General features: G+C 63.6%; 28 protein-coding genes and 2 pseudogenes. 19 read left to right on the top strand and 11 right to left on the bottom strand.

Features of this window, described 5'->3' with window-relative positions; genetic code table 11:
• Positions 1-904: 904 nt before the first annotated feature.
• Positions 905-1,045, bottom strand: a pseudogene (locus AB3X98_RS36320) (PLP-dependent aminotransferase family protein); the annotation flags it as partial.
• A gap of 304 nt (positions 1,046-1,349) precedes the next feature.
• Here AB3X98_RS36320 and AB3X98_RS36315 point away from each other — a divergent pair.
• The 6 genes from AB3X98_RS36315 to AB3X98_RS36290 all read left to right on the top strand — a co-directional run bounded on the left by AB3X98_RS36315 (position 1,350) and on the right by AB3X98_RS36290 (position 7,805).
• On the top strand, positions 1,350-2,675 hold the full coding sequence (locus AB3X98_RS36315) for an epoxide hydrolase family protein (protein ID WP_368604628.1): 1,326 nt from the start codon (positions 1,350-1,352) through the stop codon (positions 2,673-2,675).
• Between the two features lie 174 nt (positions 2,676-2,849).
• The gene (locus tag AB3X98_RS36310; protein ID WP_368604482.1) at positions 2,850-3,761 is read left to right on the top strand and encodes a LysR family transcriptional regulator; all 912 of its coding nucleotides are present in this window, start codon (positions 2,850-2,852) and stop codon (positions 3,759-3,761) included.
• Positions 3,762-4,240: 479 nt separating this feature from the next.
• Positions 4,241-6,217: an acetate--CoA ligase gene (acs, locus tag AB3X98_RS36305; protein WP_368604483.1), complete on the top strand. Its 1,977-nt coding sequence runs from the start codon at positions 4,241-4,243 to the stop codon at positions 6,215-6,217.
• A 16-nt stretch (positions 6,218-6,233) separates the two neighbouring features.
• Positions 6,234-6,830, top strand: coding sequence for an acetate uptake transporter (locus AB3X98_RS36300; RefSeq protein WP_368604484.1), 597 nt, complete (start codon positions 6,234-6,236; stop codon positions 6,828-6,830).
• A gap of 30 nt (positions 6,831-6,860) precedes the next feature.
• Positions 6,861-7,511, top strand: a complete 651-nt coding sequence (locus tag AB3X98_RS36295) for a nitroreductase family protein (protein WP_368604485.1) — start codon at positions 6,861-6,863, stop codon at positions 7,509-7,511.
• Positions 7,512-7,562: 51 nt separating this feature from the next.
• Positions 7,563-7,805 carry a hypothetical protein gene (locus AB3X98_RS36290; protein ID WP_368604486.1) on the top strand — a complete coding sequence of 81 codons (243 nt, stop codon included), beginning with the start codon at positions 7,563-7,565 and terminating at the stop codon, positions 7,803-7,805.
• Positions 7,806-8,021: 216 nt separating this feature from the next.
• On the opposite strand, the gene AB3X98_RS36285 is transcribed toward AB3X98_RS36290, so the two are convergent.
• From AB3X98_RS36285 to AB3X98_RS36275, 3 genes and pseudogenes are all read right to left on the bottom strand, one after another.
• Positions 8,022-8,189: a universal stress protein gene (locus tag AB3X98_RS36285; protein WP_368604487.1), complete on the bottom strand. Its 168-nt coding sequence runs from the start codon at positions 8,187-8,189 to the stop codon at positions 8,022-8,024.
• Between the two features lie 109 nt (positions 8,190-8,298).
• Positions 8,299-8,517, bottom strand: coding sequence for a hypothetical protein (locus tag AB3X98_RS36280; protein ID WP_368610401.1), 219 nt, complete (start codon positions 8,515-8,517; stop codon positions 8,299-8,301).
• 133 nt (positions 8,518-8,650) lie between these two features.
• Positions 8,651-8,761: pseudogene (locus AB3X98_RS36275) on the bottom strand (1-phosphofructokinase family hexose kinase); the annotation flags it as partial.
• Positions 8,762-8,922: 161 nt separating this feature from the next.
• On the opposite strand from AB3X98_RS36275, the gene AB3X98_RS36270 reads away from it, so the two are divergent.
• Positions 8,923-9,150 carry a hypothetical protein gene (locus AB3X98_RS36270; protein WP_368604488.1) on the top strand — a complete coding sequence of 76 codons (228 nt, stop codon included), beginning with the start codon at positions 8,923-8,925 and terminating at the stop codon, positions 9,148-9,150.
• A gap of 55 nt (positions 9,151-9,205) precedes the next feature.
• Here AB3X98_RS36270 and AB3X98_RS36265 read toward each other — a convergent pair whose 3' ends face one another.
• Entirely contained in the window at positions 9,206-9,952 is a 747-nt protein-coding gene (locus tag AB3X98_RS36265; RefSeq protein WP_368604630.1) for a beta-ketoacyl-ACP reductase, read from the bottom strand.
• Between the two features lie 234 nt (positions 9,953-10,186).
• Here AB3X98_RS36265 and AB3X98_RS36260 point away from each other — a divergent pair, with 234 nt between their 5' ends.
• The 4 genes from AB3X98_RS36260 (at position 10,187) to AB3X98_RS36245 (ending at position 14,229) form a co-directional block, all read left to right on the top strand.
• Positions 10,187-11,005, top strand: a complete 819-nt coding sequence (locus AB3X98_RS36260) for a universal stress protein (RefSeq protein WP_368604489.1) — start codon at positions 10,187-10,189, stop codon at positions 11,003-11,005.
• Between the two features lie 66 nt (positions 11,006-11,071).
• A complete protein-coding gene (locus AB3X98_RS36255) occupies positions 11,072-11,878 on the top strand; it encodes a universal stress protein (RefSeq protein ID WP_368604490.1) in 807 nt (268 codons plus the stop codon).
• 43 nt (positions 11,879-11,921) lie between these two features.
• The gene (locus AB3X98_RS36250) at positions 11,922-12,947 is read left to right on the top strand and encodes a nitroreductase (protein ID WP_368604491.1); all 1,026 of its coding nucleotides are present in this window, start codon (positions 11,922-11,924) and stop codon (positions 12,945-12,947) included.
• A 157-nt stretch (positions 12,948-13,104) separates the two neighbouring features.
• Positions 13,105-14,229: a PAS domain S-box protein gene (locus AB3X98_RS36245; protein ID WP_368604492.1), complete on the top strand. Its 1,125-nt coding sequence runs from the start codon at positions 13,105-13,107 to the stop codon at positions 14,227-14,229.
• A 17-nt stretch (positions 14,230-14,246) separates the two neighbouring features.
• Here the strand turns inward: AB3X98_RS36245 and AB3X98_RS36240 are convergent, their stop codons facing one another.
• Positions 14,247-14,720, bottom strand: a complete 474-nt coding sequence (locus AB3X98_RS36240; RefSeq protein WP_368604493.1) for a hypothetical protein — start codon at positions 14,718-14,720, stop codon at positions 14,247-14,249.
• A 206-nt stretch (positions 14,721-14,926) separates the two neighbouring features.
• Between AB3X98_RS36240 and AB3X98_RS36235 the strand changes: the two genes are divergently transcribed.
• From AB3X98_RS36235 to AB3X98_RS36205, 7 genes are all read left to right on the top strand, one after another.
• Entirely contained in the window at positions 14,927-16,366 is a 1,440-nt protein-coding gene (locus tag AB3X98_RS36235) for an MBL fold metallo-hydrolase RNA specificity domain-containing protein (protein WP_368604631.1), read from the top strand.
• Between the two features lie 214 nt (positions 16,367-16,580).
• A complete protein-coding gene (locus AB3X98_RS36230; RefSeq protein WP_368604494.1) occupies positions 16,581-18,665 on the top strand; it encodes a PAS domain S-box protein in 2,085 nt (694 codons plus the stop codon).
• Positions 18,662-19,315, top strand: a complete 654-nt coding sequence (locus AB3X98_RS36225) for a response regulator (protein ID WP_368604495.1) — start codon at positions 18,662-18,664, stop codon at positions 19,313-19,315. The genes AB3X98_RS36230 and AB3X98_RS36225 overlap by 4 nt, the downstream gene beginning before the upstream one ends.
• 125 nt (positions 19,316-19,440) lie before the next feature.
• Positions 19,441-19,848 (top strand): response regulator transcription factor, encoded by a 408-nt coding sequence (locus AB3X98_RS36220; RefSeq protein WP_368604496.1) that lies wholly within the window; start codon positions 19,441-19,443, stop codon positions 19,846-19,848.
• A 13-nt stretch (positions 19,849-19,861) separates the two neighbouring features.
• Positions 19,862-20,650 carry a helix-turn-helix domain-containing protein gene (locus AB3X98_RS36215; protein ID WP_368604497.1) on the top strand — a complete coding sequence of 263 codons (789 nt, stop codon included), beginning with the start codon at positions 19,862-19,864 and terminating at the stop codon, positions 20,648-20,650.
• Between the two features lie 219 nt (positions 20,651-20,869).
• Positions 20,870-21,265, top strand: a complete 396-nt coding sequence (locus AB3X98_RS36210; RefSeq protein WP_368604498.1) for a c-type cytochrome — start codon at positions 20,870-20,872, stop codon at positions 21,263-21,265.
• Between the two features lie 34 nt (positions 21,266-21,299).
• The gene (locus tag AB3X98_RS36205) at positions 21,300-21,668 is read left to right on the top strand and encodes a DUF3564 family protein (RefSeq protein ID WP_368604499.1); all 369 of its coding nucleotides are present in this window, start codon (positions 21,300-21,302) and stop codon (positions 21,666-21,668) included.
• 29 nt (positions 21,669-21,697) lie between these two features.
• Here the strand turns inward: AB3X98_RS36205 and AB3X98_RS36200 are convergent, their stop codons facing one another.
• The 5 genes from AB3X98_RS36200 to AB3X98_RS36180 all read right to left on the bottom strand — a co-directional run bounded on the left by AB3X98_RS36200 (position 21,698) and on the right by AB3X98_RS36180 (position 25,013).
• Entirely contained in the window at positions 21,698-22,048 is a 351-nt protein-coding gene (locus tag AB3X98_RS36200) for a hypothetical protein (RefSeq protein WP_368604500.1), read from the bottom strand.
• A gap of 69 nt (positions 22,049-22,117) precedes the next feature.
• Entirely contained in the window at positions 22,118-22,357 is a 240-nt protein-coding gene (locus AB3X98_RS36195) for a UDP-glucose 4-epimerase (RefSeq protein ID WP_368604501.1), read from the bottom strand.
• A gap of 108 nt (positions 22,358-22,465) precedes the next feature.
• A complete protein-coding gene (locus AB3X98_RS36190; protein WP_368604502.1) occupies positions 22,466-23,473 on the bottom strand; it encodes a universal stress protein in 1,008 nt (335 codons plus the stop codon).
• Positions 23,474-23,573: 100 nt separating this feature from the next.
• Positions 23,574-24,407 carry a universal stress protein gene (locus AB3X98_RS36185; RefSeq protein WP_368604503.1) on the bottom strand — a complete coding sequence of 278 codons (834 nt, stop codon included), beginning with the start codon at positions 24,405-24,407 and terminating at the stop codon, positions 23,574-23,576.
• A gap of 171 nt (positions 24,408-24,578) precedes the next feature.
• Positions 24,579-25,013: an Hsp20/alpha crystallin family protein gene (locus AB3X98_RS36180; RefSeq protein ID WP_368604504.1), complete on the bottom strand. Its 435-nt coding sequence runs from the start codon at positions 25,011-25,013 to the stop codon at positions 24,579-24,581.
• A gap of 253 nt (positions 25,014-25,266) precedes the next feature.
• On the opposite strand from AB3X98_RS36180, the gene AB3X98_RS36175 reads away from it, so the two are divergent.
• Positions 25,267-26,106 carry a universal stress protein gene (locus tag AB3X98_RS36175; protein WP_368604505.1) on the top strand — a complete coding sequence of 280 codons (840 nt, stop codon included), beginning with the start codon at positions 25,267-25,269 and terminating at the stop codon, positions 26,104-26,106.
• Positions 26,107-26,138 lie beyond the last annotated feature (32 nt).

The following is a 26,138-nucleotide window of genomic DNA, read 5'->3' as shown; positions in this document are numbered from 1 at the left end:
GAGGCTCGGTGCTAAAAACCCCCTCCAGATAGATATAAAGGACTGCGAAACAACCACACCCAGAACCAACCTCAACCCCGACATCTGTATTTAGCCGGGACCCCGACATCTGAAAATGGCTTTGACACATGGCGAATCAACACCTTTTTATATAATCACTTCCCGAATTCGAAATTGAATTGCGTTATGTAAAATCATGAAGGAGCACAAATCAGATGAGATGCGTCCGTTCCCTGCTATCCATCGGGGAAGAATGATCGGCCAAAAACCGCCGCTCCGGCATCGCCGCTCGTAGTGCATCTTCAGGATGCTTTCCAGTTGTTCCGACCTTCGCCGGCTCGAGGTACTGTTAGGCTCCAAGAAGGCTGGTCACTGCGCTCGTGCTAGGATTTCCCCACCACGGGAGGGAAAGCGATGGCTCTGCACGCTATAACGGCGGTTCGGGTGGACGGGAATTCGGAATGGGTCACACATGTGCTTTGGGGCCAGGTGTCCGTGAGTGGAGACCAATTTGAGGTGGCTCCGCACGCATCGCCTGTAATCGAAGTGGTAGACGCACTGGCGAAGGGAGACACCGTCGTAACAGTCTTTCCGCTGGATGGGCAGCGCGTCGCAGGCCCAGAAGTCCGCCGCGCTGTCGATGAGGCCGGACGCGAAGGCATCGAAATGGCGATCACTGATTCCGATGAAGGCCGAAGGCTCGTGGACCTACCACGGCTTGATCTCGAATAGAGCGCTCACCGGGTCGGCTCTATCGGACGGAGTTTAATCGTTTAATCACCCGCCCTCACGAAGACGTGTCTAAACCTTACCCCCGACTGGCGCCGTCTGAGCACGCGAATGTCCATATTGGAGGCAGTGTTCGGCCGCGAACCCCCGCTCACAAGCCTCCTCGGCCGAGCATTCGGCGGTCAGCGCTCATCACCCAGCCGAGCGGATTGTGCAAAGTCGACATCGTGTAGACGGAGCGTACCTCCCGTCGCTTGCACAAGGCCGCCAGCGCATCCAGATCGGGGCCGCTGCCTGCGGCCGGATTCGGCACGAGGTATCCGCGCTCCACGCATGGAGATCGACGCCTCGGCCCCGCGTAGCGGCTACCGCGCTTCCGCATTGTTCATTCGCAGTTTACGGCCCGTCAACTATCACTGGGATTGTCAATTGGGCTCGCATTAACAACAATTGAATCCTCCTGGACGTGTAGCGCTGCTCGTGCCATACACGCCCTACCGCTGTAATCAGTCGCAATCAGCAAGGTTTCGCGCCATATCGGTTCTTCCTGGTTGGTTGATAAACGAGCATTGCCTCCTGATTTATTTAGGAAACCTACTCATACACCTGGAAGGAATGTTATGGCCGATCTGCCCCGCCCTCTTCTCACATCACGCCGCCGCTTCGTCGGCGTAACGGCCGCGACAATCGCTGCGACCTCGCTGAGCAAGCTTGCTTTTGCGCAATCAACACAGACACCATCCGGTATCACAAGTAGCAGCGTCGGAAATAGCAACGCACTTCGAAAGCTGCACGTACACGTGTCTGATTCACAACTTGCCGATCTGCGTCGGCGCATCGACGCCACACGTTGGCCGGAGCGGGAAACGGTCACGGACGCATCGCAGGGCGTGCAGCTCGCGACGATGCAAAGGCTCGCGCGTTATTGGGCGACGCACTACGACTGGCGCAAGGTAGAGGCCCGGCTGAACGCGTTGCCGCAATTCGTAACCGAAATCGACGGCCTCGACATTCACTTCATCCACGTTCGCTCGAAGCATGCGAATGCCCTGCCGGTCATCGTCACGCATGGCTGGCCCGGCTCGATCATCGAGCAACTGAAGATCATCGCTCCGCTCACCAATCCCACCGCATACGGCGGCACAACGTCCGACGCGTTCGATGTCGTGATTCCCTCGCTGCCCGGTTACGGCTTTTCAGGGAAGCCGACGACGACCGGCTGGGATCCACAGCGCATCGCGCGCGCATGGGTCGTGCTGATGGAACGGCTCGGCTATACGCGCTACGTTGCGCAGGGCGGCGACTGGGGTAATGCCGTCACCGAACAGATGGCGTTGCTCAAGCCGCCAGGCTTGCTCGGCATTCACACCAATATGCCCGCGACCGTGCCCGACGCCGTCGCCCAGGCGCTCAAGTATGGCCAGCCCGCGCCTGGGCGCCTTTCCGACGACGAGCGGCACGCGTTCGAGCAACTGGACTTTTTCTATAAGCATGGCCTGGGCTATGCGCAGGAAATGGCTGGCAGGCCGCAAACGCTGTATGGCATCGAGGACTCGCCAATCGGCCTTGCCGCTTGGATGCTCGATCACGATGCGGCCAGCCAGGCGCTGATCGCGCGCGTATTCGCAGGGCAACCGGAAGGCCTGTCGCGCGATGACGTGCTCGACAACGTGACGCTTTATTGGCTGACCAGAACGGGTATCTCGTCGGCGCGCCTGTACTGGGAAAACAAGCTGAACTTCTTCGAGCCCAAACATGTGACGCTTCCTGTTGCAGTCAGCGTTTTTCCGGACGAGTTGTATGCCGCGCCTAAAACCTGGGCCCAGCAGGCGTATCCGGATCTGATTCATTACAACCGTCTGCCGAAGGGTGGACACTTCGCGGCCTGGGAGCAGCCGCAAGCGTTCACGAACGAGCTTCGTGCGAGTTTCGCGTCGCTACGCTAAGACTCACGCTGCCGCCGCGTGCCGGGAGGCACGGCGGCGGCATGTCCGTGAAATGCTTCGATACGTGCTATTTGTCCGAGCAATGCGCGTCCGCTTTCACGCCGATATCGGTACGGTGTGAATACAATTACATTCTGTATGGATGGCCTCAATCAGAAAAGACTTCGCGCGATCATGGACCTGAACCTTATTGGCATTTTCGTCGAGATTGTCGAATCGCAGAGCCTCAGCGCTGCGGCGCGCAAGCTGGGCATGACGCGCGCCAATATCAGCCAGCGGCTAAAACTGCTTGAACGCGAGACGGGCGCCCAATTGCTGCGCCGTTCGACGCGCAGCCTGGAACTCACCCAGGCAGGCCACACGTTATACGATTTCGGCCAGCGCATGCTGGACGATCTCGGCACTGCCCGCGCGTCCATCGAAAGTCTCGGGCTGACGCTAACAGGCCGTATCCGCATCAGCGTGCCGACTGGCTGCGGAAGAATGTTTATCGGCCGGATGTTGATTGGATTCGCACGGGCGCATCCGGGCATTACGCTCCACGTCACGTTCAAGAACCGCATCGACGATCTGATCGCGGCGGAAGTCGACGTTGCGTTAAGCGTTCCGCACTCGCCGCCGCTGGACTGCGTCGCGCGCAACATATGCACAATCGACTGGCATCTGTACGCGTCGAGCGCCTATGTCGAAACACACGGGCCGATCAATATCCCCGCCGATCTCAATGGGCACGCTCTGCTCGCCGCGCCGCATCCAGAGCGCGGGATCACGATGACGCTCATCCATCGGCAAAACGAGGACGAAGCGCACCCGATTACGCTGCGCCCCGCGATGCAGTCGACGGATTATCCATTTCTTGCGGAAGCGGCGTGCGACGGACTGGGCATCGGGCTGTTGCCCGCGTACATCTCGCAGGCCCCCGCGAACCGCAGCCTGCTGCGTATCCTGCCGCAATACCGCGTCACGGGCCAGCAAAACGTGCTGTATATCGTCACGCTACCTAATCGCTATCCATCGCCCGCCACACAGGCACTAATCGACTATTTGCGCGCCGAGATCGTCTCACTCTCACAAACGTGGACTTGATCGGGTACGCGAGGTCAAATGAATGTTGCCTCCGTTGGCTGCCGGCCACCAACCTGCCGTTCAGCGAGCGGACGACCTGCCGCCGGAACGACTGCACCACTGCACTAATGCACCTTTGCCGCGTGCAGCTACCAGCGGCCGCTTCGGGTCATAGCGACGGTCATTGCGAGCGCATACATCGCCGCGCCCGCTGGATGTGCGCCCAACACAGGCAGACAGCAACTGGCTGATTTTTAAATGAAAATAATTAGGGGCGAAAGGCAATCCCCGCCAGGCTTGGGCGCTTTAACAGGAAACCTGCATGAAAATCAAGGTGACACCTTGGTTGCGCAGACAAAGCAAGAAATGCCCGCTTTCGCGTACCCCAAATTTTGATTGATCTGAGTCAATCGTTATCCGATGCCTGGACATGAGACTGAAGCCACACGAGACGTAACGTTACGTCGTGACTGCAATCGATTTGCGCATGCGAGGAGACTATGACCCAACCCGAAGCAACGCCCCCTGGCACCGCCCCATCTCAGATCCCGCTGTTGAAGGGCGCCGCCATCGACGGCATGGCCGCCTATCGCGCGCTCGTCGAAGAAGCGCGACGCGACCCCGATTCGTACTGGGCCCGTCTCGCGCGCGAGTACCTGGACTGGAAGCGCCCGTTCACGCGCACGCTCGACGCGTCGAATGCACCGTTCTTCAAGTGGTTCGACGACGGACTGATCAACGCCTCGTACAACTGCCTCGACCGCCATCTCGCGAACGGTGGCGGCGAGCGCACCGCGCTGATTTTCGAGGCGGACGACGGCCAGGTCACGACCCTCACGTATGCGCAACTGCATGCGCGCGTGTGCCGCGTCGCGAACGCGCTACGCGCTCGCGGCGTACGGCGTGGCGACCGCGTGATGATCTATCTGCCCATGTCGATTGAGGGCGTGGTCGCCATGCAGGCGTGCGCGCGCATCGGTGCGCCGCATTCGGTCGTGTTCGGCGGGTTCTCCGCCAAGTCGCTGCATGAACGCATGGCCGACGTCGGCGCGTGTGTGCTCATCACCGCCGACGAGCAGGTACGCGGCGGCCGCCATCTGCCGCTCAAGAGCATTGCGGACGAAGCCCTCGCAATGGGCGGTGCCGAAAACGTCCATACGGTGATTGTCTATCGCCGCACGGGTGGCTCGATTCTGTGGAATTCGCTACGTGACGTCTGGCTCCATGAACTCGAAGAAGCGCAGCCTGCCGAGTGCGAGCCCGAGTGGGTCGACGCGGAGCATCCGCTCTTCATCCTCTACACATCCGGCTCGACAGGCACCCCCAAGGGCGTGCAGCACAGCACGGGCGGGTATCTGCTGTGGGCGGCCCTCACCATGAAGTGGACGTTCGATATCCGGACGTCCGACGTATTCTGGTGCACGGCCGACATCGGCTGGATCACGGGGCATAGCTACATCTGCTATGGCCCGACGGCCGCCGGCGCGACGCAGGTGATTTTCGAGAGCATACCGACCTGGCCGGACGCCGGCCGCTTCTGGCAGATGATCGAGCGCCACAAGGTTTCGATCTTCTACACCGCGCCGACTGCCATTCGCTCGCTTATCAAGGCCGCGGACAACGAGCCCGCCGTCCACCCGTCACGGTATGACTTGAGTTCGTTGCGCCTGCTCGGCACCGTGGGCGAGCCGATCAACCCTGAGGCCTGGCGCTGGTTCGCGGCGCAGGTGGGCGGCGGCCGCTGCCCCGTTCTCGACACGTTCTGGCAAACCGAAACGGGCGGTCACATGATCGCACCACTTCCGGGCGTCACGCCGCTCGTCGCCGGTTCATGCACGCTACCGCTACCGGGCATCGAAGCGGCCATCGTCGACGAGTCCGGGCATGACGTGCGGAACGGCAATGGCGGCCTGCTCGTCATCAAGCGGCCCTGGCCCTCCATGCTGCGCACGATCTGGGGCAACCCCGCGCGCTATCGCGCCGGTTACTTCCCGGAAGAACTCGGCGGCAAGCTCTATCTCGCCGGTGACGGCGCGATTCGCGACGCGCAAACCGGTTATTTCACGATCACGGGCCGCGTGGACGATGTGCTCAATGTCTCCGGCCACCGCATGGGCACGATGGAAATCGAATCCGCGCTCGCTGCTCACCCGCAGGTTGCCGAAGCTGCCGTGGTTGGCCGTCCCGACGCAACCACGGGCGAGGCGATTGTTGCCTTCGTTGTGCTCAAAGGCGAACGCCCCATCGGCGAAGAGGCTAAACACATTGCCGAAGCACTGCGCACGTGGATCGGTCACGAAATCGGCCCGATCGCCAAGCCGCGGGAAATCCGCTTCGGCGACGCCATGCCGAAGACGCGTTCCGGCAAGGTCGTGCGCCGCCTGCTGCGCTCGGTCGCAAAGGGCGAGGAGATCACGCAGGATACCTCGACTGTCGAAAACCCCGGTGTCATCACACAGTTCAGCAAGGCTGCTTGATCAGGAGACGTCCATCATGAAAACTTCCGCACCCAACCCCGCATCGCTCGGCCTTGCTGGATTCGCCCTCACCACGTGGCTGCTCAGCATGATCAACGCCGGATGGTTCGGCGGCGACGCGCTGGGGCTCGTGCTCGCCTGCGCCCTTGCATTTGGCGGCACCGCTCAGGCGATCGCGGGGCTGATCGAAATCCCCCGCGGCAACACGTTTGGTGCGACGGCCTTCATCGCCTATGGCGCGTTCTGGTGGTCGCTGGCGCTGTACCTCATGTACCTGCGCGAGCATGTCGTGCCCGCTTTCGTCGGCTGGTATCTGCTGCTCTGGGGCGTTTTCACGTTCTACATGTGGATTGCCACCTGGCGCGCTTCGCGGGCCCTGCAACTCCTTTTCGTCGCGCTTTGGATCACGTTCTTCCTGCTGGCCGCGAGCGAGTGGACCGGATCTACCCTGATCCACCACGCGGGCGGTTACGCCGGACTGTTCACCGCACTCGTTGCGTTCTACCTTTCCGCGGCGGAAATCATCAACGAGACCCACGGCCGCAGCGTGCTGCCAACCGGCGCGCCGGCTCGCGCGAATGCCGACGATCTTGCCGGCGCACGCACCGCGTGATTCTGAGCGCTTGAGCGCCTGGAGAACACCATGACTGAGCTTCAACGCATCGACTATGAACCTACGCCGCTGCTCCCGCCTGCCCCCGCGAGCGGCGAGTCGCAGGAGTTCATCACCCTTCCACGCCCTCGCCTCGACGCTGGCGCGCCTCTCATGACCGCCCTGGCTCGCCGCAAGAGCACGCGCGCCTACGCGGATACGCCCATGAAGCTCGACACGCTCGGCGAATTGCTCTGGGCTGCTAACGGCGTCAATCGCCCCGAGACTGGAGGCCACACCGCACCGTCCGCGCATGGATTTCACGAGATCGACATTTATGTCGCGCTCCCGCAGGGCGTGTATCGCTACGAGCCGGCGCTTCACCATCTCGTTCTCAAGCATCTCGCCGACGCGCGCAACATGACCGGCTACCAGGACTTCGTCAGCAAGGCACCGCTCGACCTCGTGTACGTCCTGCGGGGCTCGCAGGTGCTCGATACGCCGCCACAGCAGCGCGAGTTTTTCGCCGGCGTCGCCGCAGGGGCGATTTGCCAGAATGTTTCGCTCTACTGCGCATCTGAAGGATTTGCCACCGTGGTGCGCGGCTGGATCAACCAAAGGCTGCTCGCCGACGCGCTGCGCCTGAACGAGGACGAGACGCCCCTGCTCGCACAGACAGTCGGCATGCCAGAGGCGCATTGATCCGCCGTCTGGACCAGGAGATAGCGGTGCAAGCCGGTAAAGGAAGCAACGATGTTCACACGCGTCGATTTGAGCGCCGTGCAAAGCGCTTACCGGCTTTGTTACGTCCGCAAGCCATGGGCGTGGTTCACTCGCATCCCACTCGATCACCAATGGGGCGAGCACTGGGAACGCGTGCCCTATATGCACGAGTCTGGCTTGCCCTACTCCGATGAACCCGACCAGATTCTCAAGGTCGGATTCGACGGTCCGGTCTACGCGCCGTTTGGCTGGGGCGAACTGCCCACGCTCTAGCTCGTCTCCAGCGCCGGGCGTCGTTGAACGACTGGCGACGCAAAAAACCCTTGCGCGGTCCGTTGAATCGCAGGCGTTCGCCCCAAGATCGCCATCGTAAGGCGGTCCGTAGCGAATGGTATTCGTGCAATGAAGTCCGCCGGAATGCGCGGGCAGCCGGTGCTCGCGTCTCACCCACGCGGATGGACCCGCCAGCGCCATGAAGACGAGACGCCATCAGTCACCACCCCGCCCCATGCCAATGCCGATGGGCGCCAGGATATCGAGCGCATGCACGATGATGTGCAGTTGCGCGCCTGCCAGGGCCGCGAGCTTTAGCGCCTCGGCGAGCGCCAGTCCGGAGGTTCCGCTGCCGTCGTAGGCGACCAGGATCTTTTCGTACATACGGATCTCCTTTTGAGCCAATGCCCTGCGGATCTGCCTCTATCTTCGAATCGATCAGCGCTATGCGCTTGATTTGAATCAACTAACGCGGGCGCGGCGTGCGTCGCCGTCAGTTCGCGGCCGCAGTGCCCTGGCCGCTGGCTGGCTCGTCGTGCCAGCCGCCGCCCAACGCCGCATACAGCGCCACGGTGTCCTGCAAACGCTGTGCGGCCGCTTCGAGCGAAGCGATCTGCGCCTGATGCAATTGGCCGTCGGCGACCAGAATCTGCAGATAGTCCACCGTCCCGGCGCGATGGTCGGCTCGCAGCAGGCGTAGCGCCTCCTGCACCGCAGTGAGCGCGCGACTGCGCGTCGAGTGCGCCCGCGTCGTATTCGAGCGCGTAGAGGAGACGAACCGGAATTCGTGGCCCGGCGAGCGCACCGCGACCGAGAAGTTTCGCGCATCTCGCCGGCAATGCGCAGCCGCCGCCCGGATCGCGGCGCGCGGCGTCGCAACGCAGCTTGTGCGTATCGACAACCCGCTCCACTGCCGTCGAGACGTCGACGGCCGGGTTAAGCGTAAGCGTCACGATTTCGACTACCTTCGCCCCCTTTCGTAGGCATTTGCCTACACGCCAAGAAAAATGCTTACGCCAATTTCAGCGCACGCTCATTGGAACGCGGCCGGCGGCGTCACATACTGAAGACGTACCACTGCACCCGCTCTACCCAATCCGATGCAAGGAGCGCTGAGATGTCCACCGTCGAAATCCACTCGCTGACCGACGCTTCGCTCCTGAACGCCAGCGTCGCCGAGGATCCCGAAACTCTGCTCGCGCTCGCCCGTACCGCCGGCTTGCTCGTCACCCTCGACGGTCAGATAGGCCGGGAAAAATACCAGAGCGTGGCGGGCTCGTTGCATGCGTTCCAGCGCTTCGCTGCCGCACTGCGCGACGCCCTTGTCGCAGCCGGCGCGTCCTGAGCGCGGCGAGCACAACGCGCCGCCTCGCGATTCAGGGAGCGCAGATGGCCCGTGCCTACTCCATGTGCATGCCACCGTTGACGGGAAAATTGGCCCCGGTCACGAATGCGCCATCGTCCGAGCACAGGTACGCAACCAGCGAAGCCACCTCCTCCGGCCGCCCAAGACGCCCAACGGGAATCTGCGGCAGGATGCGCGTATCCATGATGTCCTGCGGCACGGATTCCACCATCGCAGTGACAAGGTAGCCCGGCGATACCGTATTCACGGTCACGCCACGTTTCGCAACTTCGAGCGCGAGCGACATCGTAAAACCATGAATACCGGCCTTTGCGGCCGCGTAGTTCGTCTGCCCGAAGGCCCCACGCGAACCGTTCACGGAACCAATGTTGACGATGCGGCCAAACCGACGTTCGTACATGCCCGGCAAGAATGGCTTCGTGAGATTGAACATGCTGTCGAGATCCGTGTGCATCACCGCATCCCACTCGGGCTTCGAGAGCTTCATGAAGCTCGCATCGCGCGTGATGCCGGCGTTATTGACGAGCACATCGACGCCGCCGAACTCCGCGATCACGCTTCGCGCGCACTCCTCACACGAGTCGTAGCTGGCCACGTCGAGTTCGAACGCACGGAACGTGCGCCCCGCTTCGCGTTCGCCGTGCAGCCATGTCGCCACGTGATCGTTCTGCTCCGAATGGGAAACCACCACAGTCATGCCCGCGTCGTACAGCTTCCGGCTGATGGCGGCGCCAAGGCCTCCCATTCCGCCGCTCACAAAGGCAATCCGGTCCTTGCGCATCATGCTTCTCCTCGCAGATGGGTGATCGGCCGCGGATCGGCGCGATCGAACTGTCGCACCACTATAAAAACGCCCGTTCACCCGCGATTGATATGCATCAATCGGATGCTTTCCCGCCGGAGACCATCGCTATCCGCGAAGGGTTGACTCAAATCAATTGTGACCACTCGCCGGGACCTAGACTCATCGCACGCCACCCTTGTTCGCGGTTTTCTCAATCGTGGAGCGCCGATCATGGAGTACCGCAGCATTCTTGTTCATCTGGACGGCAGCGAGCGCGCAAGCGCCTGCCTCGATCTCGCGTTGCTTGTCGCGCGCCAGCATGGCGCCCATCTCAACGCACTATTTGCGCCGGTCACGACAGACCACGAAAGCGCGTGGTCTGTCAGTTTCGACACGGGGTATCGCGTGCGGACCCGGGAAGCCGAGCGGCGTGCGCTGGAGCACCAGTTCCTTAACGGACTCTCCCAGGCGAACCTCAAAGGCACCTGGCGTACTGCCACGAAACATGCCCAGCAAGAGTTGCTTGCCCTCTCGCCGTTTGCGGATCTCATCGTGGTTGGCCAAAGCGATCCACACGATCCGGACGCTTCGCTGAGTAACCGCCTGCAGGTTCAGGTGACGCTGGCGGCGGGACGGCCGGTCCTGTGGGTGCCCTATGTCGGGACGTTTCCCACTGTAGGCGAACGGATCGTCGTTGCGTGGGACGCAGGCCAGTCCGCCACGCGGGCACTGTACGACGCTCTGCCCTTCATGCAGCTTGCCGGGCATACCGCGATCGTCACGCTCAATGCCGAGCGGGAAGGCCGCGTACCAGGCGCCGACATCGCCCTCGTCCTCGCGCGCCACGGCATCGACGTGGAAATTACTCACCTGCACACGCCCCCCACGGTGTCGGTTGCCGATGCCCTGCTTTCGCGCGTGGACAAACTGGGCAGCGACCTGCTCGTGATGGGGGCGTACGGTCACGCTCGCTGGAAGGAACTTGTGCTCGGCGGCGTCACGCAAACCGTTCTCGGGTCGATGCCTGTCCCGGTGATGATGTCGCATTGAACGCGCATTGACGTATCGTGCGCCTGCGTTGGCTGGCGCACCTGCTCAGGTTCAAGGAAAATCGCCATGTGCTACAAAAGCCTCCTCGTCCACCTCGACGACTCGGAACGATGCGCGGTGCGCCTGGCGCTCTCGCTCGATCTGGCAGAACGCTCCGATGCGCATCTGACCGGACTGTATTGGTCGCATGCGTACCGGGACACATCCGCGGGCGTGCCAACACCAGAGGCGCGCCTCGCGCGAACACACGAGCGCTTTCTCCTTGCTGCTGAGCATGCGGGCCGCGTTGTCGAGTGGCGCGCGCCGCAGCCTTGCGATCCCGCGATCGCGACGATGCACGCGCGCCATGCTGACCTGCTGGTACTGGGGCAGCCAGAAGACGCGGTTTGGTTCGCGCAGAGCGCGGGCGGCTTCGTGGCGGATCTGCTGATGACAGCCGGGCGCCCCGCCGTCGTGGTGCCGCATTCTGGTGCCTTCCCTGAGTTCGCGCAGAACATTCTGGTCGCGTGGGACGGCAGCCGCGAAGCGGCGCGCGCCGTCTCTGACGCGCTTCCCTTATTGCAGCGGGCCCAGTCTGTCTCGATCGAAGTCGTTTCCTCGCACCGTGGCGCGCAGCGCGCGCGCGCCGAAAACGAAGCCATCGATGCTGCCGCGTGGCTCGATCTGCATGGCGTACAGGCATCGTTTCACGAAAGCGCGAATGACCCTGCGGTCCTGACCGGAGCGGCGCTGCTCAGCCGCGCCAGCGACCTGCACGCCGACCTGATCGTCGCAGGCGCTTACGCGCACTCGCGTGCCCACGAAAGCGTCCTTGGCGGTGTGACGCGCACGCTGCTGCAAGCGATGACGGTTCCGGTCCTCATGTCGCACTGACTCCACCTGGCGCACCGAACCTTTGAAGAGGCGGGAAATCACCATGCTCGACAAGCCCCACGACTCTGCCGCCAGCGCCAGCCCGCTCGACAAGCTCGACGACTACGCGTTGCGTTACGCCGTGCGCCACGCCACGCTCGCCCCGTCGAGCCATAACAGCCAGCCGTGGCGCTTCGTGCCCGCCCACGACCGGATCCTGTTGTGCGCCGACCGTCTGCGGGCGATGCCCGTCGTCGATCCGTTCGATCGGGAGCTGATCATCAGTTGCGGCGCGGCACTTTTCAATCTGCGCGTTGCGCTCGCGAGCCTCGGCATCGGCTATGCCATCACGCTCTTTCCAACGAGCCTCGATCCCGATCTGCTCGCCGATGTGCGCCTGCTTCGTGAGCGGCTCGTTGGCGCCGATCTGGTTCCGCTACTCAATGCCATTTCGCTCCGGGTCACCACACGCCACCCGTTCTCTCCCGCACCGGTCGCAGCAGCCGTCGAACGCGAACTGCTCGAAGCGGCCCGCGCCGAGGGTGTCGAAGTTGCATGCGCAACCGAAGCCGGAAAGCGCGAGGCGATCGCGGAACTCATCGCCGAAGCCGACCGGCGGCAATTCGCCGATCCCAGGTTCCGCCGCGAACTCGCGAAATGGATCCATCCGCGCCGCACCGGCGACGGCATGCCGGCCTATGCGGCCGGACTCCATTCCCTGCTCGACTTCGCAACGCCGCTCGTTGCCTCCGCGATCCGCACATTCGACGTGGGGGGCGGCGTGGCGGCGACCCACCGGGAGCTCGCGGCAGGATCGCCTCTGCTGCTGTGCATCGCGACGAGCGTCGACGATGCGCAGGCGTGGCTTGCCGCGGGCGAGGCGCTCGAACGGGTACTGCTCGTGCTGACCTTGCACGGACTGTGCGCCTCCTATCTGAACCAGCCCATCGAGGTGGCCGAACTACGCGCGCAGCTGGGTACGCTGCTCGGCATGCCGAAATCCGCTTGCCCGCAGCTCTTGCTGCGCATCGGACACGGCACGCCGGACGCGCCGTCGCCGCGCCGCCCGCTAAGCGATGTCGTAGCATAAGTACTCGTCGCAAGCCAATCATCAAGATCCTTCGGCCTGCAATAGATCTGAACGCGGCAAGGAATTTGCCCTACCATGCGGCATATCGGTGCGACATGCCTGGTGCGCCCGGCTGCGTCCGATAACCGCTGACTCGGCAAATCATCCGGAGCGTTTCATGCAAACGGCTGGGCCCACGAACTGGGTCGGACGCAACGACAGCAATATTGCAATCGCAGACCGGTATCGTCTTCTCATCGACGCGGTGCGCGACTACGCCATTTTCATGATCGAACCTGGCGGGCGCGTTTCGAGCTGGAATGCCGGCGCGCAGCGCATCAAAGGCTATTCTTCGGATGAAATAGTCGGTCAGCATTTCTCCGTGTTCTATACGCCGGACGATATCGCCTCAGGCAAGCCCACGTACCTGCTGGAGACTGCCGCGCTGCGCGGGCACATCGAAGACGAGGGCTGGCGCGTGCGCAAGGACGGCAGCCGCTTCTGGGCGAACGTTGTCATCACCGCCGTGCGCGACGACCAAGGCGCGCTCGTCGGCTTCGCAAAGATCACGCGCGATTTGACCGAGCGGCGCAGGCTCGAAGAACTCGAACGCGCTCATGCCGCGTCCGCGCTCGTTCAGCAGGCGCGCGAAAACGAACAAAGGCGCATTGCCCGCGAGCTGCACGACGATCTCGGACAACGCATCGCCGCACTGAAAATGGCGCTCAGCATCCACGGGGCCGAACTCGAGAACGCATTGCCGACGCAATTGCATGCCGAACTGGAAGCCATCGCGCAAATCGGCGCACAGATCGACGCCCTTGCTGTGGCAGTACGGCGCGTTGCCGCCGACCTGCGTCCCACCATGCTCGACGATCTCGGACTGCAGGCTGCGCTGGAATGGCTGGCAGAGGACTTTGAGAGCCGCTACGGCGTGAGCGTCAAGTGCAGGCTCAAGGTTTCGGAACCTGATCTCGGCGCATTCGCTACGACCGCCCTCTTTCGCGTCGTCCAGGAAGCGCTGACCAATGTGGCGCGCCATGCTCACGCGCACCGTGTGACGATCGAGCTTGAGAACGATGCAGAACATTGCCGGCTTCGCATCAGCGACGACGGCGTCGGCTTCGACCCGCGCTCGGCGTCGCATCCCGATGCGTTCGGGCTCATCGGCATGCGCGAGCGCATTTTGCAGCTCGGCGGCTTGCTGACGGTCGAGGGGCGTCCCGGCGCGGGCGTCACAATATCGGCAGACATCCGCTTGCCGGTGGACATTCATCCGGCGCTCGCGAGCACCGGTCGATAGCAAACATTCACTCCTCTTTATCTGACGCTACCCATTTCGCGCACGAATTCGAGCTGCGCCTGCAGGAGTTGTTCAGCGCAGCGCGCATAGAGCCAGCCAGGTCCGTTGTCAGTGCTATACATGCCGCGGCACAAGCCCTTGAGCCGTATCGTCGTCGTTCCATCTTCGGCCAGCTGGCGCACCGCCCAGAAGTAGGCGATGCCGAATTCATGCGGCATGCGTGTCTCGATCGTGTCGTCAGTCGCACGTTCGACAGGCGTGGGAGAGTGCCGTTGGACGAAGGCCCTGGCGCGGGCCCAGGCCTGCGCGCAGTCGTCGGGCGTTGCGCATTTGATCGCACTCTGCTCTCGTCGCGCTTCCAGTTCGGTCTCGGACCGACGGAAGGCGGCGTTTTCGTCTCGGCTGGTCTCGCGGTACGTCGTACACGACAAAAGCGATGCAATCAACAGCATCAGTCCCAGCGCCGCGCCGAAGGACAACCTGCTCGACATTTCCGCCCCCGCCCGTGTTTCGGCCCGCGACCGCGGCCCACTGATTCCAATGTATGAATCGAATGACGCGTTTCGATTGATCTACCTCAAGTCGAGACGGGTCCGGGTCAATGCCCGTTCGTCTGATTCAAGTCAAAGCCGACGCACAGGCGTGCGCTCCAATCGATGTCGGACGCGCACGTCGCGCGTGACGCGAGGAGCGCATGATGAAGCTGACGTTTCTGGGCGCGGCGCAAACGGTCACCGGGTCGCGCTACCTGCTGGAGGCGGCGAGCAAGCGGGTGTTGATCGACTGCGGGCTGTTCCAGGGGACCAAGAACCTGCGCCTGCGCAACTGGGCTCCGCTGCCCTTTCCCGCCGACTCGCTCGATGCCGTCATCCTCACGCACGCCCATATCGACCACTGCGGCTACCTGCCAGTCCTTGCGCGCAACGGTTTTCGCGGTCCGGTTTATTGCACGCCGGGAACTGCGGATCTATGCGGCATCATGCTGCGCGACAGCGCCCGGTTGCAGGAGGAAGACGCCGCGTTTGCGAACCGCCACGGCTTCTCCAAACACCATCCAGCGCTGCCGCTTTACACGCTGGAAGACGCCGAACAGGCGCTGCGGCTCGTCGCGCCGCGTCCGTTCGATGAACCCGTCACGCTCGGCGAACAACTGACTTTTCGGCTGCTGCCGGCCGGCCACATCCTTGGGGCGGCTAGCGTCGTACTGTGTAACGGGCATACGGTCGTTGCGTTTTCGGGCGACCTCGGGCGCCCCGACGATCCGATCGTGCGTGCGCCGACCCCGCCGGTGCATGCGGACTACCTGGTGGTCGAATCGACCTATGGCGACCGGCTGCACGACGCATCCAACCCCGAGGACGAGCTCGCGGAGATGTTCTCGCGCACGTTTGCGCGTGGCGGGATCGTGGTGATGCCCTGCTTCGCCGTGGGACGCGCACAGGAAGTCCTTTACTACATCGCGCGATTGAAACAGTCGGGCCGCATGGCGAATGTTCCGGTCTACCTGGACAGTCCAATGGCGATCAGCGTGACCGACCTCTACCGGCGTCACATGACCGACCATCGGCTAACGGTCTCGCAGGTCCACGCCATCGACCATGCGGCGTTCATGGCCCGGACGGTGGACGAGTCGAAGGCCATTGCCGGACGCAACGGCCCCATGGTGATCATTGCCGGTAGCGGCATGGCCACCGGCGGCCGGGTTCTGCATCACCTGAGCCTGTATGCTTCGGACCCGCGTAACACGATCGCGCTCGTCGGCTACCAGGCGCCAGGCACGCGCGGCGCGGCGCTCGAGGCTCACGCGCCAGCCATCAAGCTGCACGGCGACTATGTGCGCGTGCGCGCCGAGGTGTCCTCGATCACGTCTCTGTCTGCGCATAGCGATTACCGGGAAACCCTGCGCTGGCTCGCCGGCATGACGTGCCCGCCCATTCGCACGTTCGTCACGCACGGCGAGCCCGCAGCGGCGGATGCCTTGCGGCGGCGCATTGTGGAGACGCTGCACTGGGATTGCTGCGTGCCGGAATTCGGGGAGTCGTTCGAACTTGCCGAGGATGCCGTGCGGCCTTATCCCTGCGCGCCGTGCCCCGCGGATGAACTGGGGCCCGCGCCGTCGGCAGGCGCGGAGCCCTGAAAGGCTGCCTGAACGCGAAACGGGAGGCGGCGCGTCCCGCGCGAGCTTCGCGGACGCGCGCCAAACTTTTTTGGGACACGGTTCCGAGTGGCTCATAAAATGGGCATGCATCCCTCACACGGGATAACGGCGTCCCTCCCTTTGAAGTCGATACTTCATATGCGAATGGCCTACGCATCGATCTCGCGCAAGCATTGCGCCCCGGATAAACGTCATGAGCGCGGGCGCTGACCGGCACATGCGCGCTGGACAAGGCGCAAGGCCTGCAATTGTCGCGCGCCTGCGCGATCCGGCCGTCTCGGCCGTGCTGGCATTCGTCGTGGCCTTCGCGCTGGCCGGCGTCGTGGCAACGTTTGTTACGCGGCAGTGGCAAGCGGCGGCGGAACAGCGGTTCAGCCGTCGCGCGGCGGCGCTGCACGAAACACTCACGCAGGCGCTGGTTGCCAACGAGGCCATCTTGCGCGGCGCACGCGCCGTGCTCGAGCAAACGCCCGGCCCCGATCCGGCAGCCTGGAAGCACTTCGTGTCAGCGATCGATCTGGACAACTCCCGCTCGGCGATCACCGCGCTCGGTTACGTCACCCCGCACGCCAGCCCGTCGGCGGGCGCAGCCGAAGGTCCGGGCGTCACGGCGCAATGGGCGGGTCTGAGCGCCACTGTCCCCGCAAACGCTTTCGCGGAGACCGTCGCGACACGTGCCGCGCGCCGCTACGCTGCCGAAACCGGCAACGCAGCGCTCGCGGCGGTGCCGGAGATTGCCAATGCGCCACCGCTTCTCACGTTCTGGCTGCCCGTGTACGAGACGGCACCCGATGCACAAGGCAACGCGCAGAAGGTCATCGGCTTCGCGGTTGCCGTGCTGGACGCACAGCGGCTCTTCGCACCGCTCGTTGCCGCCGATCCTGGGCTTGCGATCAGCGCACGGATCGGTACTCCTGCCTTGCACCTCTACACGAGTGAGCGCGGCGAAGAAGACGAGGTGTTGCCCGGTCAGCGGTTCCGGCGTAGTGATTCGCTCGTGTTTGGCGGCGCAACGCTCGCGTTCGACGTCAGTGCCGAAGCTAGTCCGCTGCTTACGGGTGCAGCCGCCTGCGCCACCGCCATTCTGCTCGCGGGGCTGCTCGGGGCCGCCGCGCTCGCGTTTCTCTCGCAACGCCTCATGCGCGCAAACCTGGCGCCACCGAAGGTCGCAGGCGACGCGCGGCTCAACGAAGCCCGCATGATGGGGATCATCCGCTCGTCGATGGAAGCGATCGTCACCGTCGACGAGACCCAGCGCGTGGTGATCTTCAATCCAGCCGCCGAACAGGTGTTCGGCCTGTCCGCCATGGAAGCGATCGGCTCGCCGATCTCCCGTTTCATTCCCGAGCGGTTCCGGGCCGCACACGAGCAGCATGTCGAACAGTTTGGCGAGACCGGCGTCACGGAGCGCCAGATGGGCCGCCCGCAACGGGTGCTCCACGGGTTGCGAACCAATGGCGAGGAGTTTCCCATCGAGGCATCGATTTCGCAGATCCGTGACGACTCGGGCAAGCTTTTCACGGTCATGCTGCGCGACATCACTGAACGCGTGCGCGCGGAGGAGGCGCTCAAGCGTTCGCGCGAAGAACTGCGGGAACTGTCGGCCAATTTGCAGAACGTGCGTGAGGCCGAAAAAACACGTATCGCGCGCGAGCTTCACGACGACCTCGGCCAGCAGCTCACCGCACTCAAGATCGATCTCTCCGCCCTCGAGCACCGGCTCGGTGAGGATGACGCCGCCGACGTCCCTGCGCGCCTCGCCGGCATGCGCAACCTGATCGATTCGACGGTCGGGTCCTTGCGGCGCATCGCGGCTGACCTGCGGCCGGTCATGCTGGACGACCTCGGCCTCGTGCCGGCCATCGAGTGGCTGACAAATGACTTCACGAATCGCTACGGCATCGCCGTCGATTGCGATCTGGACGCGGACGCCACGAACTTCTCGAACGACGCCTCCTCTGCACTCTTTCGCATCGTTCAGGAAGCGCTGACCAATGTCGCCCGTCATGCCGACGCGAATCTCGTCGAGATTACGCTGAAGGTGGACGGGCCACTCTGTGTCCTGCGCATTGCCGACGACGGCCTCGGTGCGACCGGCGACCCTGCCGACAGGCAGCGCGACGCCTTGCGGGACAAATCGTTTGGCCTCCTCGGCATTCGCGAGCGCGCCCGCATGCTGGACGGCACCGTTTCAATCGATACCGCGCCCGGTAAGGGCTTCGCCATGACGATCACGTTCGCACTTCATGCTCTCCTCCCCGAAGAGGCCGCATCATGATCAAAGTGATCATTGCGGACGACCATGCGCTCGTGCGTGACGGACTGCGCCGCATTCTCGAAAGCGCGCGCGACATTCAGTTCGAAATCGTCGGCGAAGGCTGTGACAGCTCGACCACGCTCGCGCTCGTGCGTGAACACGCCGCCCAGGTCCTGGTGCTGGACCTCTCGATGCCAGGGCGAAGCGGCGTGGACCTCGTCAAGCAGATCAAGGACGAGAAGCCCGAGTTGCGAATTCTTGTGCTGACCATGCACGCCGAGCAGCAATACGCGGTGCGTGCCTTCAAGGCTGGCGCTTCGGGTTATCTCACCAAGGAGTGCGCAAGCACGGAACTGGTCAGCGCCGTGACGAAGGTCGCCGCCGGCGGCGTCTACGTCAGCATGGCAATGGCCGAGCGTTTCGCCCAGAGCCTGAACGAGCCCGCCGACACGCTTCCCCATCAACGGCTTTCCGACCGCGAGTTCGAGGTCTTCCGCCGGATCGCGTCCGGCCAGACCATAACCGAGATCGCGCAGGAACTCTGCGTAAGTGCGAAGACCGTCAGCACCTACAAGGTGCGCATCCTTGAAAAGATGCAGATGCCGCACGAAGCCGCGCTCGTGCGCTACGCGATGCGGCACAAGCTCGTCGACGATCCCGACGAAGCCTGACCCGTAGATGTCGCGACCGATCGCCGCATGACTGTAGGAATCGTCCTACGCGTCTTCCGTTCCGCGTACGTCACTTTCCATCGCCGCCGATATTTTTTTGAGACAGCGTTGCCGATACTGGCTACATGAAAGCCAGTCCTGTCCGCCAGCGCCTGCAGGTCTTCCTCGTCGAGGATGCGACTGCGGTACGCAGGAAAATCGCCGAAGTGTTGTCGGCCATTCCCGATGTGACCGTGATTGGCGAAGCCGAGGATGCGGCTAGCGCCCTGACCGGCATCGCGCAAAGCGGTGCGGACGTCGCGGTGGTCGACTTGAGGCTCGCGAGCGGCAGCGGCATCGAATTGCTCACCCTGCTTGGCCGCGAGCAACCCTCGGTTGTGACGGTCGTGCTGACGAACCACTCCGGCGCACCGTTTCGCGCAGCCTGCCAAAGAGCGGGAGCCCACTTTTTCTTCGACAAGACGTCGGAATTCGACGCCGCTTGCAAAGCCATTGAAACGTTAGTGAAACAGCGCGCCGCCCCCTCGCGCTGAACCGGAGACGATCATGTATGCCGAGCCTGCCTGCGATTCCTCACTGTCCACGCCGCCGGCCGACTGCTGGTCCGTCATACCGCTGCAGCCGGCCGTGCGCGAAGCCGCGCCGCTCCAGCCGGCTACGCGCTGCTCGACGTGCTCGCTACGTGCGGTCTGCATGCCGCCGGACCTCACGTCCACGGAACTCCAGAGACTCGACGCCGTGGTCCTCACCACACGCAACGTGCACCAAGGCGAGACGCTGTTCCGTGCGCACGACACCTTCCAGAGCCTCTACGCCGTACGGACCGGATCGTTCAAGACGGTCGTCATGCATCGCGACGGACGTGAGCAGGTCACGGGCTTCCAGATTCCGGGCGAGCCGCTCGGGCTCGACGGCGTTTGCTCCGGCACGCATAGTTGCGACGCCATTGCACTCGAAGACAGCACGGTTTGCATCATGCCGTTCGGCCAGCTCGAAACGTTCTGTCGCGAGAGCCGGCGCATGCAGCGCCATCTTTATCAACTCATGAGCGGCGAGATCGTCCGCGAATCCAGCCTGATGATGCTGCTCGGCACGATGACCGCCGAACAGCGCCTCGCCGCGTTTCTGCTCGACCTCGCAGCGCGCTTCCAGGCGCGTGGCTACTCCGGCGCGCAATTCAACCTGAAGATGAGCCGGGAGGAAATCGGCTGCTTTCTCGGCATGAAGCTCGAAACCGTGAGCCGGATGTTCTCGCGCTTTCAGCGCGAAGGCCTGGTCGAGCCGAACCGCAAGCAGGTCCGCATCGTCGACCTGGAGGGACTTGCGCGTGTGTGAAGCGACATGCGGCGTTGCAGTCGCCGCCTGGTGTTGGCACAGCAAGCCCAATCGCTGAAGTGCACCAGGCGCCGCTCTCTTTTGAGAGATCCTGGTGCGAGCGCCCACGACCGGAATCCGCCGGCGATTGACACATATCAACGGGGAAAATGGCCCCGATGACACCATGGATCTGGCCGGCCGCCTTCCGCTTCCCGGCCGCACTCGAGGAGACATTCGATGTCACGCACTCCCACGCCCGCCGCTTGCGTCCTGGTGATTCCGTCTTTCCTTGACCGGGTGAGCAAGATCCTGATTCACGCTGCGGCGGTCTGCGCTGTCGCGTTGTATGCCGTAGCTGCGCATGCGCAGCTCGCCGAACCCACTGAACTCGTGGATCAGCAGCACTGCATGTTCTGCCACACATCCGACGCGCCATTTCTCGCGCCGTCGTTTCAACAGATCGCCGAGCGCTACCGCGACAAGCCGAACGCCAGCACCATGCTCGAAGAAAAACTCAGGCACGGCGGCAAGGCGCACTGGGGCGACATGCCCATGCCCCTCCCCGCCGACCGTGGCGGCCCCCTCTCGGCCCAGGACGCGAGTACGCTTGTTCAATGGGTACTGAGCCAATAATTGCACCGGGTATCTAAAGGAAAGGAGCATCTCCATGCGCGTTACCGTCCATCTCGACAGCTTCGACCGGGTCGATCCTTCCGCTTACGCGATCGTCTGGATCGACACCAAAGCGAACAAATGGTCTCGCGAAGGACATGCGGGTGTGAGTCTTTCCGAATGGGGGCGATGCTCCCCGTCGCCAGACGGCATTAGCCTGTTGGCGTGTGAAGACCAGCGCGAGGTCTGCACGCTGGAGGGCCTGAATCTCGGGGCGAGCGAAGGGCCCTTTGAAGGCGAGTGCGGTGCCGTGCACTGGCGTGCGCGCATGCGTGCCGAGCCGCTCGATGCACGCTGGCACGTGCAATGTGTCGATGAGAGCGCGCCCGAACCAGAGGATGGCCTCTTCGCTGATGAAGTCTGATCGGGCTTCCTCTTGAGACGCAGCATTGCTCAGCGGTCGCGGCGCCCAGCACCGTTTCCGCAAAAGGCGCTTGGGGGCGCGGCGGAACCGAGTTGGCGCTCGGCCGCGTCGAACGCCGCGCGCATGGCGGCCACAGGGTCGTCACCCTCGCAATGGCCAAGCGGCGCGAGCTCCCTCGAAGCTGAAACGAGGTCGAGACGAACGTCATAGGCCGGCTCGCGGATTCCTGGCTGCAAGGGGTGCACCCGCTCGATCGCGAGATGACAGCCTGCCAGCACGCCGCTGAACCGCTCGAGGCGCAACAACTGAACGCCGGCTTCCGCCTCGAGGGTAGCCGAACCGGGGAAACCCAGATAAACGATTTGCATCCCGAGTCCCATCACCGTGCCCCTTCAGAAATCCGCGTTGTTGCTGCCCGAAGGCTCGTCGCCGCCATCGACCCTGCCTGACTACACTTCAAACGCGTGACGGATTTTCAGATCGATCCACACCATGCCTTCGCGCAGTCCCTCGAGCACCGCCTCCCGTTCAGTTTCGAACACACGGTGATGCGCAAAGGCGTGGGAGAAGCATTGCGTCTGCGGACCATGCGTGACACAAATTTCGCAGGTAAAACCGCCTTGCGGGGCCGGCGACGTGAGTGCCTGGACGCGCCAGGCGCCCGAATCGATATGGCCGGTGAGTGACATGATTCCGTTCCCTGGGGTGTGGTGGCGATCGACTGGATCTGGGATTGAATTCAGGATAAGACCGGGTAGCTGAAGCCACTTGATGCACGTCAACCTGACTCGCGCCGCTCACCGCGGTGTGGTACCGAAGGCCCGCGTGGCGCGCGGCTCACGCGGGCCGCTGCGAGAGTGGACCGACGTTTCACTGCCAACACCTGCCCCATGCGATGCGCGCGTCACGATCGGCTGAGCTGTTGCACGGATCGCCGGCGCCGCGACGAGAACCGGGCACAGGGCGTCGCGCAGGGCGTGCGACGCAACGCTGCCGGGCAGCGCCTGCGCGCGCATACGCCGCCCCTGCAATCCGATGACGAGCAGATCGGCGCCCCAGCCACGCGCCTCGCGCAAAATTGTGCTGGCGACGTCGTCGAGTTCGACATGCGTCGCCAGCGCCGCAAGCGATACCCGGGCGCCGCAGGATGCCACGAGCGCTCTTGCACGAGCAAGCGTACTGGCACGGTCGTCTTCGAACAGGTGGTCGAGTTCTCGCCCGCCCACATGGAGCGTGCGTTCGACGACGTAGATCACGCGCAATTCCACGTCCGCCGGCAGGCACCCAACCGCGAGTCGAAGGGCGGCGTAGGCACTTGCGCTTCCGTCGACCGCAATTAGCGCGCGGGCAAGAGGCGGTTCCTCAAAGGCAAGCAACTGCGACGGCACATACAGCAACGTACGGTGCGTCGCGTACGCGATTTCCTCCGGATCAAGCCTGCAGGCCCAGTGCTGCCCGGGGTGATGCGCGGCGAGCGCCACCAGATCGGCGTCGCAAGCGTCGGCAGCGCGCGCAACGGCGACCGGCGCGGTTGTATGCAGCGCCGAGAGATCGAGCAACTGCACGTCCGGTTCGCGTCGCTCGAGCGCCAACGCGGTCGCGGCATCGCGCAAGTCGAGTTCTGCCCGGCGGAGCATCGCCGCGTGCGTCCCTGCGCCCGCCGGCAGCCCCAACTGGTGCGCGGGCATCAGGGAGGCGGGGTTGGCGATGAGTTCGACGAGACTGATCGGCGCATCGCGATCTGCAAGGCGGCAGGCAAATGCCGCGAGCGCAGCAAGGCCACTTCCGCCTTCGGCGGTCGCCATGAGGCGCTGGAAAGGTTTCGATGGGCGTTCCATGTTCGTATCCAGTTCAACTGACCAAGACCATAGGGGCACAATGCGTGGCCGCGACCTGGATCCACCCTCACGCCAGCATCGAGGTTTTCGCGCCTTGAGGCACGAGGAGCAGCGGCAACACCGTTCGCTGCGCCACGTCGGTGGCGACGCTCGCGTAGCGCCACCGGCCGCCTTCTTGGCCGCCGCGCGTGCCGAGCACCAGCAGATCCGCGCGCCACTGCAGCGCTGCCTGAATGATCGCGTGCGCCGTTGACTCGCCATCGTGCTGGGCTTCGAGGATGGCCGCGTCGAAGTCTTCGGGTTGTTGCGCGGCCGCCGGGTCACATGCGAGGTATCCCACGCGCACTGCCGTGCCTGGTCCTGCCAGCCTCGCCGCTTCACGCACGGCGCAATCCGATGCTGCGCCTGCATCGCTCGCCACGAAAACACGCCGCGGCGGCACCGAACAGTGTCGCGCGGTGGGCGTAGGCAGCAGAAGCACAGGGCTGGCGGTTTCGCCCGCGAGCGCGACCGGATTGGCCGGCGCCCCGATCGTCAAGTCTGCCTTCCAGCCGCGTACCGCGCGAGCCAGCGCCTCGTTGCGCGCCGCGCTGTCCGGCCCGGTGCCGAGGAATTCACAGTCCGCGTCGATTCCGCGTAGCGCCAGCAGTTCGCGAACGGCTTCGAGGGTCGCGGCCAGGGTGATCCGTGTGGAAAAGTTCTGCGCGGCCCGCTGATCCGGATCTGTCAGCAGAGCCGAGGGTGCGAGGCCCGCAAGCCGTACGTGCGCGCCACGAACTGCCCACCCCGCTACGTAGTCGAGCAGCGAGGCTACGCGCTCCATTCCGGTGAACAAGACATAGAGGCGTGAATAAGGCGCAACGTGCTGCATACTGGCGGCCGCGGCAGTCGGTCGTTTCATTTTTTGCCTCCTCTCGTTCATGCCCTCGCTACGCGTTGCGCCGCGCGCAAGCCGGGCTGCACAAACGCAAAAAAGAAGGCGCGGAGCCAATGCCCCAGCGCCGTAATGGCGCGCGCCGTGCTTTCATGCCCGATCGACGCGCCCTCTCCCCGTCTCGAAAACCTCAGGCGCTCACTGGATCTGCAGCCGCTTCTGTTCGGCGGCCGCCTTTTTCGGCAGCGTGAGCGAGAGCACGCCGTCCTGATACTGCGCATTGGCGCTGGCTTCGTCGATGTCGCTCGCAAGCGAGAACGTGCGCGCGAACGACCCGCTGTAGCGTTCGCGGCGAATGACGCGCTCGCCGTCCTTCTGCTCGGTCTTGCGCTCGACCTTCGCATGAATCGAAACCACGTTCCCTTCGATTTTTACGTCGATGTCCTTCTTGTCCACACCCGGCAGTTCGGCCTTTACCGTGTAGGCCTTCTCGTTTTCCGTGACGTCGAGTTTGATCGCCGCGAGTTCGCTTTCCTCGGCGGCGAGCATCCCGCGCATCGGTCGAAACAGCCCCTGGAAGAGGTCCGAAACAGGCTCCATGGAAAACGGGTCATAACGTGTCAGATTGCTCATTGCATTGCCTCCTTTAGCCCTTCGTGCGCACAACCCTGCGATGAGTCGCGCTGTACCCAATCTAGGCAGTAAGCGGGTTTTCTGATTGATCTGCCTCAATGTCTCCGTTTTTTTGAAATCCACGGGCACCGTGTTCATCCGTGAACAGATGCTTGATGCAAATCAATCGTCGCGAGCGCTCCGTTCTTAGACTCGAATCGCGTTCTCCGCCCCGAGGGGGGCGGCGCGACCACCCCGTACGCTGGAGATCACGATGAGCTACAAGACGATCATGGTGCATATGGATACGAGCGCGCGCGCGAGCGCTCGACTCTCGCTTGCGCTGAAGCTGGCCCGCAGGTTCGGCGCGCATCTGGATGGACTCTTCGCGGCGTTCGAGCCGAACCCGCGCGAGTTCTACGTGATGGCTGGCACGGCCGACTATTACGACACGCACCGCAAGCTGCGCCGCGAACAGCGCGGCGCGATCGAACGGCTCTTTCGCGCCGAACTGGCGCGAGCGCAGGTCGATGGCGCCTGGGTGACTCCAGAGGGCGACCCGGTCACGGCGGTCATGCAGCGCAGCCGGACCGCCGACCTCGTGATCCTCGGGCAAACCGACCAGGAAGATCCGGAATCCTATATTGCCGAACACTTTCCGGAGACTGTGCTTCTGGGCGCGGGCGGCCCTGTTCTGTTGATGCCATACACAGGCAGCTTCGAGTCGGTCGGCGAACGCGTGCTCGTGGGCTGGAACGGAAGCCGCGAGGCCGCTCGCGCGGTTCATGACGCCATGCCTTTCATTGCGCGGGCGGCCCATGTAACCATCGTGGCCGCTTCCACGACCTTTACGCCAGCCGAATCGCAGGCGTCATGTGCCGACCTTGCGGCCTTGCTTGCGCGCCATGGCGCAACGACGGTCGATATCACCCGGTTCGACCGTGACGCAGCCGAATCCACAGGCGGTGCACTGCTCAGTTATGCGGCCGATGGCGGCTACGATCTGCTCGTGATGGGCGCATACGGGCACGCGCGCCTGCAGGAACTCGTATTGGGCGGGGCGACGCGTTCGATCCTTGCCACGATGACGCTGCCGGTGCTCATGTCTCATTGACATACCTCGTCTCGACTCTGTTCAGCTTCCAC

Origin of the sequence: Paraburkholderia sp. BR14312 (assembly GCF_040948675.1) — a bacterium.
GTDB classification, from domain to species: Bacteria; Pseudomonadota; Gammaproteobacteria; order Burkholderiales; family Burkholderiaceae; genus Paraburkholderia; species Paraburkholderia nodosa_A.
The sequence above is the reverse complement of the archived record's forward strand: the minus strand, read 5'-3'. Positions and strand labels throughout refer to the sequence as shown.